Source organism: Thermoactinomyces sp. DSM 45892 (assembly GCF_900107305.1).
Lineage (GTDB): Bacteria > Bacillota > Bacilli > Thermoactinomycetales > Thermoactinomycetaceae > Baia.
Genome location: NZ_FNPL01000003.1, coordinates 37,891 through 51,908 on the forward strand (window position 1 = coordinate 37,891; position 14,018 = coordinate 51,908).

A 14,018-nucleotide genomic window follows, 5' to 3' on the forward strand; every position below is an offset into this window, starting at 1 on the left:
TGCTCATAAAACATATTGATAACTGCACAGTATCCATATTCATTCATTTACGTATCATCGTCATCTCCATACATCCAAGTAGATGGAGAAATCAGATAATTATACTTCATACAGGACCACCTCACTCTGCACAGGTATGAAGAAATCTTTTTGAAGGTGATGCATCTTCTCCAGACAATCACGTTTCTGTTTACTTTCATTTAGTTTATCAAAACAATCAACCAATTTCCATAAAGCTGCATATTCCCTCTGTCTGAAGTTGTATTTTTCGGAGATTGTAATCGATTTTTGATAGTAATTAAGAGCTTCTAAGAGTTGATCCTGCAACAAATAGACATCTCCCATTACTATGAGTGTTTGAGACAATCGGAATGGGTCAGGATTCTCTTGCTCGAGTTGTATGGCTTTGTTTAGATGATAGATAGCCTGTTTCCAATCTTTTTTTGAGCTGAACAAAATACCTAAATAAGTATGGGCATCCATATGCCTGCGTGGGGAGTGGAGGTCTGAATCTGAATCGATGGCAAGTACCAATCGATCGAATGCTTTGTTAAACATCTTTTGTTTCAAGTAAATGCTACCCGAAATAATGAGAAAATCAAGATAGTGACCAATCATGCTATTATTAGATCGATTTCTAGCAATTTGCATTCCCTTTCTACAACATTGATGAGCCTCTGCATACATTTTTGAGTCACGCAAGAGGATAGATCGATGTTTGTAGAGGTTGAACACGGAGGTATCTTCGTGGCTACTGTCTAACTTCTCCACTTCGGGCCATATTTGGTCCAGTAATCGGGAGGCTTGTTCATTTTGAGAGGACTTTGATAAGTACATGACCTTATTGCCCAAGAGATGATATTTGATTTCTTTTCCCTCTTTTGTTTCATCATAAGAGTCCAATCCTAAGTCTACATATTGCAATGTTTGGTCGAGGTTATTGGTTTTATAGCTACATCGAGCTAGTTCTTTATAACATCTAGCTATAATATTGTCCGATGGATTGTGATTGTACTTCTTTTTGCAGAGCTCAATTGCGAGAAGATATTTTTCCTTGGCCCTATCATAATCTTTCTCTTCATAGAAGATTCGGCCGTATAGAAACACAACACAAATCATTAAAGGATGATATTCCTCAAATTCAAATCTCCCTAGTTGCTTTAAGGCAATAGATTGATACCCTAGGTCAATGATATGTCCAACTGCATCTAATTGATCAGAGTACTCTACTAAATTTCTCCTCACTTCTTGGGCTTTTTTGAGGATCTCGTCCTCCGTTAGTCCCAATTTCTCCAGATAAATCTCAATGGTTCTTGAGGCAAACTTCCCTTTCGCTTTTTCGATATTACTAATGGTTGATTTTGAGATTAGGTAGTCTTCCAAATCCCCCATGCTTTTACCCAGTTCCTTCATTCGTCTCCTTCTCAACACATACCGAATGGCATCATTTTCTAGCTGAAAATCCATATAACTCCACCTTTCATCGATCTTGTTAACAACATACAAGAAATTGATTGATAAATCAAACTGTTTATTCAGTTCAGTAAACAAAGTGTGGTTTTAAGTGAAAAATGAGAGGAGTAAGGTCATAAAAGTCCCCATATATGTTCCACCGTGCAAAGTATAACTTACACAGTAGAATCATAGATTTATGGTTCTGATTTAATCTATAATTCGGATAACAGAATTAGAAATGAGGTGATTTATTGTTAAAACTGAGACTGGAAGGTCCAGACAAGCAAATTGATGCGTTTTTGTATGAGTTGGATCGCAATCCGAGCGTGGAAATACATGAGTCAAAAGACGATTGTGAAATACAAAATGGAGAGATTAGCTCTTACTCACAATGCTCGATCAGTCACGCTCCTCAAGAGAGGGTGGACATCATCGAAATGGAAACCGTTGATGGCTTGATAATCCGTCTTCCATTGCTAGATGTAATGAGAGTAAGGATTGGAGATGATGTAACATTTTTTTGCGGGAAGAGTTACGACATTTTCGCAGACAACAAAAAAGGCCACCGCACATGGCCTGAGTGAATACAAAATCAGATACATAGGAGGTAGACAAAACAGAGTTATTCTCCTATACGTTTAGTATATCATGGATGTAAAAAACGAACTGCATCCAACACGGATGCAGTTCGTTTTCAGTGCGCCCGGCATGGGTGATAACTTGGTGGTGAAAGTCCACTACAGGCTTGGCAGTAGGAACTGTTAGCTCAAGGCAAGGGTGTCCACCGTGAGGTGGAATCTGAAGGAAGCCGGCGGCAAAATCCCGAACCGACGTACAGAAACTACATAATAAGGCTGATGACGAGCGGACGAGTTTGCTGAACAAAACAAAGTCCAATACTGCCCGAGCTCTATTCAGTAAATGTAGCGGTTACATGGGACGAAGGTTATCATTCTTACCCGGGGAGATCTGGACGGTATGCTCTAGCAGGGAATCAAATGTATCCCCATGAGTAACCCATACCGTGAGGTATTGCTGAACGACCAGAAGTCAGTTTAAGTCATAGTACTGTTGATCCTACCGAAAGGATAGGCTAGGGAAGGACTTGACGGTAAATCATAATCTTGCGTTAAGAGGGCAATTCATGGTGAAAGCAGATAACCCGTAAGGGGCTACCCAACAGAAAATAGGGTGGAACCCGAAGATAAAAGTTGGGAGCGCTGAGTGAATCCTACGCTTAACAATACGAAGTTGATACTTCCATTATTGATTTACCGAACCGCCGTATACCGAACGGTACGTACGGTGGTGTGAGAAGACGGGGGTTAGTCACCCCCTCTTACTCGATTGACTATTTCTTACTGAAATCCTACTGTAAATACTTCCATAATCGATCTACTAGAGCTCTGTAACCATTACATTGCCTCCTTGGGTGAAGAGCTGATTGACCTTCTTAGAGATGCTCAGCTGACTATCAGGATTCTAGCCTGGAAATTATATTGATGTTTTTGGAGTGTTGAATGTAGATTGACAGCACACAAATTAGCGGTAGATAATTTGCAAAATATTATCGTATTGTTTAACAAAGTCCTCAATATGCAATTGTTGTGTAGTGGGGAGTTGACCAGTTACTATACAAAAATAATCAAGATTCAAATCATCTTTTAAAAGAACAGAGCCTGGTGCTATGTGACAAAATACATCTAAGATCTCTGGCCTATTTCTTCTTAACTGATCCAAGCCGTTGACTTCTTGAATTACTCCAGAGCCTTTATGTGGTATATAATACTTAAAAAATAGTTGTTTAGATAGTACCCTCTTGTCCATTTTTTCTTTCGCTTCCACTAATATTTGTTCATTTTTGCTGATAAGTGCAGCGTAGTATACACTGTAGAAGTCGATTCCGGTTGCTCTACTAAATAAATCATAACTGTCTCCTCCACCCCCAGGACGACAGGCTGTTTCTAAAATATAAGGGATTGCTTGGTGGAATCTAATCTCTGTATGAGTAGCACCACTCCCTATTCCAATAGCCTTAACAGCCTTGATCGATAGCGATATAATTTCTTGTTGCAGCAATGTATCTAATTTAGAATCTATATAATATAAACGATCAGAAAAATAGGGGCCTAGCAGACTGCCTTTAGAAAAAATACATGAACAAATGGGATTACCGTTATACCAAATTGTGTCCACAGAAAACTCTTTTCCATCCAAATATTCTTCAACAATAAAGCCTGTGTCTTTTTGGCTCTCTTTGGCCATTAGAGTCAAATTAACAATATTTATTTTTTTAAGTTGTTCTCTAAGGTCTTGTTCGTCAATTACTTTTTTTACTCCACAGCTTGAATAACCTAGCGATGGTTTTAGTATTACTGGATATGATAGCTGTTGAATTTCGCTTGCAAGTTTGTAATATTCCCCTTGTGGTGTACGAACCCCTTTTTGTCTCCATATATCTTTCATTTTAAATTTGTTTCTAAAAATATCAGTAGATTTAGGAATATTTTGGCTGATATTAAACTCAGTTGCTAACAAAGTAGCCTGTGTTACAAACATTTCTTGAGTGGTAAAAATTACAGAAGGCTTTCCTATGTTTTTTTCTATTATTTCCTTCGCTTTTGAATACTCACTGCGGACATCAACGTTAAAGGTATAGTAGTTGCAACACCGCTTTTGATCGCTGGTTAATAAGAATAGTTCATCTTGGTTTTGATCAGCTATAATTTTCAATTTATTGAATGTAAACTCCGGTACCTCAATACAGATAATTTTTTGATTCATAGTGTTTACCTCACAATTTTTTTGATATCTTTAGTATTAGTTTGGGTCGATGTGTTATTTGTATGGTTAGATGTTACCACATACAAACACCGTGGTCCTAACAGAGGGATCAAGCACTGCGAAAAGAGCTATTCCAATTGTATTATGGGTCATTTTATTTATCCACTAGAATTTTTACAAAATAAGCATAAAACAATATTCCTTATATATAACAAAACAGGCCTATTGATTAACCAGAAACTGGAATAACCAGAAGGGATTTTCCCTAGAATTGATGCTATGATGCTCCTGATATACAAACGATATTCTGTAGAACCAAGAAACCCTCTACTTTCTAACGCCGAAGCGATTTCCACGGCTCTATATATACGCTGTTCTTCAGGCACATCATAAACGATTGCTTCTCTTGTTTATAGCGGTTTATTGCCCCTTTTTATCAAATAAAGGTGCATTTTTATTCCGTTTATTGGTTAATCAACAGGCCTGATAACAAAAAGACATTTGAAAAAAAATATCTTGTATGTTAATGTGTAATAAATTTAAACAAGGATGGTGGGAAATGAAAGCTAAATTAAGTGGAATAGTTAGAAAAGTTGTCGCAGACTTAAGTGTAGAAGACTACATTGAGAGTATTGCGCTTGTTGGTTCTATTAATATTAATAGAACATTTAATGATTATGACTTATTGGTGTTGCATACTGGCGATCAGATTTACGATCGAGTGGCACAATTGTTTAGTGAATATTATACGATTATGTGTGATGATAGTATTAGAATTGGTGTAGAGAATGAAAAAGATATTAATATTGCTTTATTTACGTTAGATGAGTTTCACAATAAAATAGCAAATATATTTAAACCAGCTCAGCCCATTGGAGAACATAGAGAGTGGGCAATGGGATACTGGATACCTGAAGTACTTATTCAAGATATTTTATACAGTAAAATACTGTATGATAAAAAATCTGAATTTGAAAGTATTATACAATATGTCAAGACGAATATGACAAGTTATAGAGAAATGATTTTGGCTAGATGTGTAGAGGAAGTTAATTTAAAGATTCTGTATATGTCGAAAACTGAAAACCTCCTTGAAATTGCTATGTTACGAAATGACTTGCTCTTGGTGTTTATGAGAATTTATTCACTTAGAGAGTTTGACTTCCTTTCTGGTTTCAAAAGATTTAAAGAAGGGATGGAGAGTATAGGGAGTTTTGAATTGTACAATTTATTCGAAACCTATGCTATGGCTAATGAAAAAAGTGAAGTACTTAACTTGACAAAAGAAATGCATGAGAAAATAGTTGGGGGGCAAATCATTGGGATTAAGTAAGCTTTGTTATGGTACATGGCAGTTTGAATCAAATTTCAATAAGGTCTCAAGAAGCGAGGCCATTTCGTTAGTAGCCTATGCCATTGAGCTAGGGATTGAGAGTTTTGATACTGCTTTAGTGTACGGTCAAGGTGATGTAGAGAAGATTTTGTCAGAGTTTGATATGGGCAAAAAAAACGTTATAACCAAAATTCCTGCTAAGCGAAAGCCTTTTTTGCAAGAAAAGGGGCATATCAGAGATTTTTATGATGAAGCTTGGATTGAGGAATGTCTTACAAAATCTATTCAAAATTTAAAGTGCAATCCTAAAACAGTTCTTTTACACAATTGGAGCGATAATTGGAGAGAGGTTGCATGCATTCTTCAATATTTAGGGGAATTGAAAAAGCAAGGTGTATGCCAAAAAATCGGTCTATCGTTACCTAATTCTTATAATGGAGTCCTTAATTCTGAAATATTATCCCTTATTGATATTTTAGAGACTCCTTACAATGTGGATGATGTCTGGATTGAGAATAATTATAGATATCTAGAATCTAATGGTATTGAAGTCATAATACGAAGCTTGTTCAAACAGGGAAATTTTTTGTTGGATAAGGAAGATAAAGAAAAAATTGTTAAAGAAGCATTTACACAAGCTTCGCTTATATCATCTTATATAGCAGTAGGGATGACATCCAAAGAACAAATAGAGAGAAATGTTGAGATTTTCAAGTGTATTTAATGTTCAACTCATAAATTGTAAGATGCACTATCCATTGCATTTTCTGGACTATATAATTCACTACAATAAATTGATAGGGGTTTTAAATATGTCGAATCAAATGACTTTAACTAAGAAAGAATATTTTGAGTCAGCTAATATAGAAACATTCGTTCCTGTAAAAGGTTTAAGGACTGGAACAGAATATATGATGAGAGAATATATGTATGCTGTATTGATTCCAGATCGTTCGCATCCACTTTCTTGTGTGAGTGTGTCAAATAACTCATTTAGTATAGATCTTTGGACTGGTTGTGCTTTGCAGTGTAGTTATTGTCACGTCCAAGGAATGGTTGAAGATATGCAGGGCGAGGGCAAGATGCATGTGAAGCCAGTCAAAAGGAATAGTTTTACAGTCGATGAAATCGTTGATAGTCTGATAGAACATCCATACTTCATTAGTGATAAAAGTATCATTAGTATCGGAACATCTAGTACGGAACCATTTGCAAGAGGTGAAGTTTGCAATAGTACATTTGATCTGATGAGAGCTTTTACTAAAAGAGGATTGAAAAATCCGTTCTGGATTGTAACTAAATTTGGAATTCCGGCTGATAAAATTGTCGACTTTGAAGAGATTGCACAAACAAATAAAATTATTATTTCTTTATGTTGGTCGAATGCTCCAAAGGAAATTGAACCTGCTAGAAATAATAGATTCGCTCACCTTGAAAAAATCCGACATATTAATAATATTTCTGTCAATTGGTATATGAGGCCGCTAGTTCCAGAATGGAACGGTACAGTTGAAAACGTGGCGTATATGATAAACTTTGTAAAAGAAAACTATAGTGGGTGTATTGATTCCATTGTGCCAGGTGGACTCCGCTGGACAGAAGGTATTGAATATGGATTGACAGAGGCACGTGATTTGGAGATGCCTCAAATTATCAAAGAGGATAACATTAAGAGCATGTCAGATGAGTTATGGGAATCTATTGTGGAAATGTGCAATGAATCATTCCCGGGAGTTCCAGTTTTCTACCACTCTTCTTGTGCATTGACTCATGCTCTCGAAGTGCCGAGTATTACTCTTTTACAATTTGAAAAGCCTATGGATTGTGGTAGATCTGTATGTCCAGATTCTCAAAGGAGTATTTGTACAAATTGTTCTATTTCTGAACAGAGTGTTTTTAAAGTTCAAAGCAAATTAGATGAAATAGGGATCCCAGTAAATGTGGTATCTTTGGATGAGAAGAATCTGCAGCTGGAGACTACTCCATCTTTAGATACGTTTACACCAGCAGTGAGGCAGACTATTTTACGAGTTATAGCTGATGCTATTAACAACTGAAAAGGAATGCAACATTAAGAATACTATTTAAATATATAATGGGGTATCAGAGATGAAAAAAGAAGTATTGGGAATATTGGAAAAGAATATTACAGAAGGTGTGTATGAAGCTATTGAAAAAAATTATGAAGAATGGAGGGATTCTAGTTTATTTGAGCTAGGAATAGATTCATTAAACTACATGGCACTTCTTGTTGATTTAGGAGAGAGCTATAACTTTACCATTGAAGATATTGAAAGCCTGAATACACTTAAAAGCATAGAAGTGATCTTAGAAAAATATGGTGAGCGAAATGCTTAGTGTTAATTTAGCTAGCTTTCCTAAAGAAGTTCAAAAGCTGATTTTGGAGCTTTATAAGCAAAAATATTGTAATGAAGAAATTAGACTTGAGGATGAACAACTGCACCTTAATGATGGGATTCATCAATTGATTAGCAGAGAAGTAAGTGCCCTTCAAGCGATATGGAGTAAGAACAAAGATCTCTATTTTAAGGAAAAATGTATTGATTGTGATCCAGAAAAACTAGACAATCTGGTCGGGAAATATGGATTAGAGAGAATTAAAAACTCTGTTAATCAACTGATGCTGAGATATAAAAATATCGGTAACCAGATTTCTACTTTGAATGTATTGGATGAGTTTAATAGAGGATTATCTAATATTCTATTAGAAATATTTCAAGTCGATAAGACAATGCAACCTATAGATATACTAGATGAGTATTCCTCAGAAAAGTTAAGATTAGATAGTAATCAAGGGGCGTTGCTAAGTGGAAAGATCAACAAAACATTTTATAACTATGCCTTGTGCCATCATTGCTATTCAAAAGTAAAGAGCCATACTATACAAATGGTAACTGGAAATTGTTACCGAAATGAAAAAGATTATGACAGATTTCGTCTGCCAAAATTCAAAATGACTGAACTTGTTTTCTTTGATTCAGATAATCAGCTCGCTGTACTGAAAGAGAAAATCATGGCGCTGTTTAAGATAATGGGTGATAGTATCGGATTAAAGTACAGAATTAGAATTGCTAATGACTCTTTTATTACTAATGATGTGGAACGGATTCTATATCAGGTGTTAAATAAGTCAAAGATTGAATTAGAAGTGTATACTCCTATCGAAGATAAGTATATTTCTATTTGTTCGTCCAATTATCATGGTAGCTATTTTAGCCAGAAATTCTCTATTACAAGAGAAGATAAGTCGTATATACAGTCAATGTGTGTTGGATTTGGCCTAAATCGTATCATTGAGATACTTAAGGATGCAGGTGAGTTATGAAAAAAGGGATAATTATAATAGATCCAACGGATTTTTTTTTGGTAGAGTGTGTAAGGTTCATTGAAAGATACGAAATTTTTATTGTCACTAATGATGAGAGAATCATTAGTGACTTCCCTCAATTTAACGATATCAAATTAGATGTCAGAGCGGATTATGATAAAGTAGTTGAGGAGATTGAGAAAATTGTTGATTGTGTAGATTCGATCTTTACCACCAGAGAAAGGAGCGTAGTTTTAACAGAAAAATTGAACCAACACTTCAATATGGGTGTAAATCAATATACTGATCCACATGTTTTAAGAGATAAATCACTTATGAAACAAATCTGGTTAGAGAATGGATTTCCTACTAGCAAGTATTTATTACATGAGAATGGAATCGACACTAGTGAACTTTCTTATCCATGTATTATAAAGCCGATTGCGGGATTTTCAAGCACAGGAGTTAAATTGGTTGATAATGAAACAGATCTAAACAGTCAACTTTTACAAATTACAATGTATAACAAGATTGCAAAAGATGATAGTAATTTTATGTCCGTTTTGCTAGAAGAATATTTCGCAGGTGAAGAGTATTCAGTAGATACTTTTTGGTTTAAAGGCGAACCTCATACCTCTTTTGTTATGAAGAAAAGAGGTAGTAATCCACCATATTTTCAAGATAGACTTTATTACACTCCTCCTAGAGATGAAAGTAGTCTCTCAGATGAAATTATCTCCTTAGCAAATAACGCAGTCTATAGTCTTGGGATGAGGAGTGGAGTTACCCATGTGGAAGTTAAGTATAATGGTGCTTCATTCTCACTTATTGAAGCTGGTTTTAGACCAGGAGCAGGTGGCCTATTTTATAAAGCATTTCAACAGCGGGTTAGTTTCGATATTTTTGAGCTCTATTTTGCCATTATGACAGGAGATGAAAAGATATTATCAACTCTTAAAGCTCCACAAGACGCTAGGAGTGAGGAAGTAAAAGGATTATCATTTTCGTATACTCTTTCCTATGAAGGACATGGATTTATTGAGAAGATTGAGGGAGTGGAAAGAGTGCAAAACCATGATAATTATGATTTAATACTACTAGCCAAAGAAGAGGATTACATTCCTCCTGAACATCTAAATGGAGCCAATCTCTTAGGGTTGATTATTGGAAAATACACTACTCTTGATGAATTGTTTCAAGAGGCTGACTGTAATTTTGGAGTTAAATTAAAAATTGTAGGATCTGGAAATCCATAAAAATATTTGTTGTTTGCTTGCTTAGTGAGTACTATATGAGAGGACTGGATAATAATGCAGCAACAATACCTATTAAATAGGGATATCATTAGTAATGAAGTTGAATATAGTAGATCTGTATATCCTGTTCACTACAAGTATATCCAATATGAAAATATTCGGGAATGGTTAGTTCCATATATTTGCTTTTTTGAGACAGGTAATCTAGACATGATGATTAGGAATGTTAAAGAAATTATCCGAAAGAATGATTTATTAAGATCTAGCTTTAATAAAACAGAAGATGGCCAAATCAATCTAAATGTCCATAAATACAACGATGATGTGCATATTCCAGTGTATGAGTCATCTGAAGATAGCATAGAGGATTATTTTGTTCATCTGTCTAATGATTTGAAGAAAAGGAATATTTTTGGAGATGCTCTATACAATATTGCATTCATTAAACATGATGATAAAAAAACTTACTTTCTAGGTGTTTTTAATCACATGTTGTCGGATGGAGATTTTGATTTTAAGAATAGGATCTTACATGGCTGTACAAAAGATTTAATTACTTTGGACAAAATCAATCGCTATATTGATAATATAGAAGCTAAGAATTTTAGTTATTTTGAGACATATTGTAAGTTAAAAGCTGACATATATTCAAAGTATAAAATTCCAAGCAATGAATCGATGATGATTTCTTTTTCTAGCTTATTCTTTTTCAAACATAGAAACTATACTGTAGAAGAGTTTTGGTATCATATTGTTTATTCTGTACTGTTTAGATTATTCCCGATGTATGATGAACTACCAATTTGCGTATTGACCAATGGTCGAAGCTTTGATGATGTTGTTTATGCAAAGGATTTTGGAGATTTTCATGATGAAATCATGTTGACTCAGCATGTATCTTCAACGAGAGAAAAAAGAATTGATGATTATCGGGAATATCGAAAAAATCCTTTTAAAAATGCTAAAGAGTATGTGACATTCTTGCAGAAGACCTCTATTAAAGAAAAGCAGACTACGGATTATATGGAACCACTTGTTCTGTTGATTAGTGGCCAGTCACCAGACTCTGATTATCGAATTGGATTTAAGAAATACCTTCCTAGGGACAAAAGACATTTTTTGAGTATTAAGGTTGTTTGCGCACCATCTCTTACTAGTTTTAAAGTTTACTTTTTGTACTCTCCAGAGATTTCTGATCAAATGGGTAAATTTGAAGAAATTATGCTGGATGAAATTGAAAAATTAACGCAAGAACTAGATGAATTGACATAGTATATCGTAACTTCAGCCAAAAGTATGGCTTTATTGGTTTGAGATGAGTAATTGGTTAATATAAATTTCCTAAATGTTGCAAGTAACTATTACCCTTTAGTTTAATTACTCATCTCAAGTCTATTTAGATATAAAACAGAAAAGGGTGGTGAGAGTGCATGATTAGATATTTATTTAGCAAAATTGATTGTTTGCTTGAATTTGAAAATGGATTGAAAGAAACTTTAAATAAAGATTTCAAAACAAATAAGATAGTTTTTATTCCATCAACCCCAGATGAGCATCTCAAGACAAGAAAATACACAACTGAAATTCTGGACTATTTTAGAAAAGTTGATGTCGTATTTCGAGATTCAGTTATTTTATATAGTGAAGTAGAAAATGAAGTCATGCGGAAAGAATTAGAGAGCGCAGATGCTATATGTTTGATGGGTGGAGATACATTGCAACAATATGATTTTATTAAAAAAAATGACCTTCAGATCACTCTAAAAAATTGCAAAGGTGTGATAGTGGGAATTAGTGCAGGCGCGATAAATATGTGTAAGACAGCTGTATTAACTCAAATTCATGAGGTTGATCAAAACTATGTTTATTCTGGTTTTAACCTGGTCGATATCACGGTTGAGGTTCATTTTGAAAGAGGAAATAAAGTGCAAGAAGAAACAGTTTTAGATGTCGCCAAAAATATGGATCACTTTTACTGTATTGCAGATTCCTCTGCGATTCGTTTTGATGATGAGAATAAAATGAGGTTGTTTGGAGATGGGATATATAAGGTATCAAGCCATGGATTTATGCAAGGTTAGGGACCTGTGAGTAGAGCAAGTGATGAGCTCTTTATTATTGAGCGCTTCAGACTACAGATAAAGTCCTACTTTAAATGGTGTTAACTAGGTAGTTTGTAAACGAAGAAGCAAAAATAGTGTAGGATACTTCTGATATTATATCTCTATAATAATGAAACATCTGTTGACTCATTAAATTGTTATAGAAACGGATGGAATAGTAATGAAATTTGCTGATTTTCACGTTAATGTTAAAATTCGTATTTTTGAAAAGTTGCTTAGTGGTTTTTTAGGGAACATGATTTTTCCATTTATGACAATATACTTATCGCAGCATTTTGGAACAAAGATTGCTGGGCTATTACTTATGTTTAATGTTTTAATTGGGATAGGGACTAATTTTATTAGTGGTTATTTTTCTGATCGTTATGGAAGAATAAAGATTATAAGGACTGCTGAGCTCTTAAGGTTTGTTGCATTTTTTTCTATGATGATCTGCAATTCACCGTGGTTCAATTCACCAGTAATAACATTTTTTATGACAACAATAAACGCCGTTTGTTGGGGATTAGTAAGTCCTGCTAATCAAGCAATGCTAATTGATGTAAGTAAGCCAGAGCAGCGTAAACTGATGTATTCAATTATTTATTGGACCAATAACATATCTATCGCAGTTAGTGCAATGATTGGTGCGCTTCTGTTTAACAAATATTTGTATGAATTATTGGTCGCTCTATCCTTTGGTTCCTTATTAAGTATAATTTTAATTGTATGTTTTATGAAGGAAAGCTATTTCCCGACGCAAAAGAAGAGTTCTTCATCACACATAATTGAAATCAAAAACATATATTTCGGGGTTTTTAAGGATAGATTGTTTATTTTGTTTACTCTTGCTGGAATATTAGTTCTTTCTATGGAGTTTCATTTAACTAACTATATCGGTATTCGACTAACTGAAGAGATATCTATACAAAAAATACTATATTGGAATATTGATGGATTAGGATTAATTGGTATTTTAAGAATGGAGAACACATTATTAGTAGTAATTTTATCACTAATTACTGCTTATTTAGTAAAAAAACTTAAGGATAGACATGTTTTAGTTGGTGGTGCTTTCTTATCTGTGATTGGTTTTGGGATTATGACATACTTCAACAATATTTGGATATTAATCATTGTAATGATAATAGCAACAATTGGTGAGGTAATAAAAGTTCCTGTGCAACAGTCGTATTTAGCCGCACTTCCACCGGATAATTCTCGGAGTTCTTATATGGCAGTAAGTGGGCTATCGTTTAATATGGCGATGCTAATCTCATCAATTATTGTTACAATAAGCTCGTATGTAGCACCACTTTTGCTATCAATAATTATTACAGGTATTGGATTAATAGGTGTAGGTATTTTTTACCTTATTTTACCTAGAATCCAAATAAGATTAGATAAAAAGAATCAATCTGGTTAATGCTTGTCATTAGTATGCATGACCCTCTTGATCAAATATGACTCAACAATCTACCATTTACTGATCAGCGCAACCATTTACTTTTCGTATTTCATCTTTACAAGGAAATTGAGGAAGATAACCTTGTACGATATCCATTGAGATAATGAATAGAGATCCGAAGATGAGAAAAATCGAGATGATGAGTATGACTATCCAAACAATAAGTAATGTTTTCCTGTGTCCGTAAATGGATATTCTTTACCACTATTTTTTACCTGTTTTTACAAAGACGCAAGCAAGGAAGATGAAAATTAATAGAAAGACTACATGTACTCCAAACACAACAACAGAT

The 14,018-nt window shown here is 34.4% G+C and carries 12 protein-coding genes; 10 read left to right on the top strand and 2 right to left on the bottom strand.

The features are described 5' to 3' along the window. Positions 1-99: 99 nt before the first annotated feature. Positions 100-1,467, bottom strand: coding sequence for a helix-turn-helix transcriptional regulator (locus BLU58_RS03070; protein WP_093290763.1), 1,368 nt, complete (start codon positions 1,465-1,467; stop codon positions 100-102). Positions 1,468-1,706: 239 nt separating this feature from the next. Here BLU58_RS03070 and BLU58_RS03075 point away from each other — a divergent pair, with 239 nt between their 5' ends. Next, a complete protein-coding gene (locus BLU58_RS03075) occupies positions 1,707-2,039 on the top strand; it encodes a hypothetical protein (protein WP_093290764.1) in 333 nt (110 codons plus the stop codon). A gap of 958 nt (positions 2,040-2,997) precedes the next feature. On the opposite strand, the gene BLU58_RS03080 is transcribed toward BLU58_RS03075, so the two are convergent. Continuing rightward, the gene (locus BLU58_RS03080; RefSeq protein WP_093290765.1) at positions 2,998-4,239 is read right to left on the bottom strand and encodes an ATP-grasp domain-containing protein; all 1,242 of its coding nucleotides are present in this window, start codon (positions 4,237-4,239) and stop codon (positions 2,998-3,000) included. 559 nt (positions 4,240-4,798) lie between these two features. Between BLU58_RS03080 and BLU58_RS03085 the strand changes: the two genes are divergently transcribed. The 9 genes from BLU58_RS03085 to BLU58_RS03125 all read left to right on the top strand — a co-directional run bounded on the left by BLU58_RS03085 (position 4,799) and on the right by BLU58_RS03125 (position 13,684). Next, on the top strand, positions 4,799-5,572 hold the full coding sequence (locus BLU58_RS03085; RefSeq protein ID WP_093290766.1) for a hypothetical protein: 774 nt from the start codon (positions 4,799-4,801) through the stop codon (positions 5,570-5,572). Next, positions 5,559-6,296 carry an aldo/keto reductase gene (locus tag BLU58_RS03090; protein ID WP_176786468.1) on the top strand — a complete coding sequence of 246 codons (738 nt, stop codon included), beginning with the start codon at positions 5,559-5,561 and terminating at the stop codon, positions 6,294-6,296. Before BLU58_RS03085 ends, BLU58_RS03090 begins: the two co-directional genes overlap by 14 nt. Positions 6,297-6,384: 88 nt before the next feature. Beyond that, positions 6,385-7,629, top strand: a complete 1,245-nt coding sequence (locus tag BLU58_RS03095) for a radical SAM family protein (protein WP_093290768.1) — start codon at positions 6,385-6,387, stop codon at positions 7,627-7,629. Positions 7,630-7,681: 52 nt separating this feature from the next. Further along, the gene (locus tag BLU58_RS03100) at positions 7,682-7,930 is read left to right on the top strand and encodes an acyl carrier protein (protein WP_093290769.1); all 249 of its coding nucleotides are present in this window, start codon (positions 7,682-7,684) and stop codon (positions 7,928-7,930) included. Then, entirely contained in the window at positions 7,923-8,918 is a 996-nt protein-coding gene (locus BLU58_RS03105; RefSeq protein WP_176786469.1) for a tRNA ligase subunit PheS family protein, read from the top strand. Before BLU58_RS03100 ends, BLU58_RS03105 begins: the two co-directional genes overlap by 8 nt. Further along, positions 8,915-10,156 carry an ATP-grasp domain-containing protein gene (locus tag BLU58_RS03110; RefSeq protein WP_093290771.1) on the top strand — a complete coding sequence of 414 codons (1,242 nt, stop codon included), beginning with the start codon at positions 8,915-8,917 and terminating at the stop codon, positions 10,154-10,156. The genes BLU58_RS03105 and BLU58_RS03110 overlap by 4 nt, the downstream gene beginning before the upstream one ends. Before the next feature lie 54 nt (positions 10,157-10,210). Further along, positions 10,211-11,428, top strand: coding sequence for a condensation domain-containing protein (locus tag BLU58_RS03115; RefSeq protein WP_093290772.1), 1,218 nt, complete (start codon positions 10,211-10,213; stop codon positions 11,426-11,428). A gap of 158 nt (positions 11,429-11,586) precedes the next feature. Next, positions 11,587-12,237: a Type 1 glutamine amidotransferase-like domain-containing protein gene (locus tag BLU58_RS03120; protein WP_093290773.1), complete on the top strand. Its 651-nt coding sequence runs from the start codon at positions 11,587-11,589 to the stop codon at positions 12,235-12,237. Between the two features lie 202 nt (positions 12,238-12,439). Beyond that, entirely contained in the window at positions 12,440-13,684 is a 1,245-nt protein-coding gene (locus BLU58_RS03125; RefSeq protein ID WP_093290774.1) for an MFS transporter, read from the top strand. The last annotated feature ends 334 nt before the right edge of the window (positions 13,685-14,018 follow it).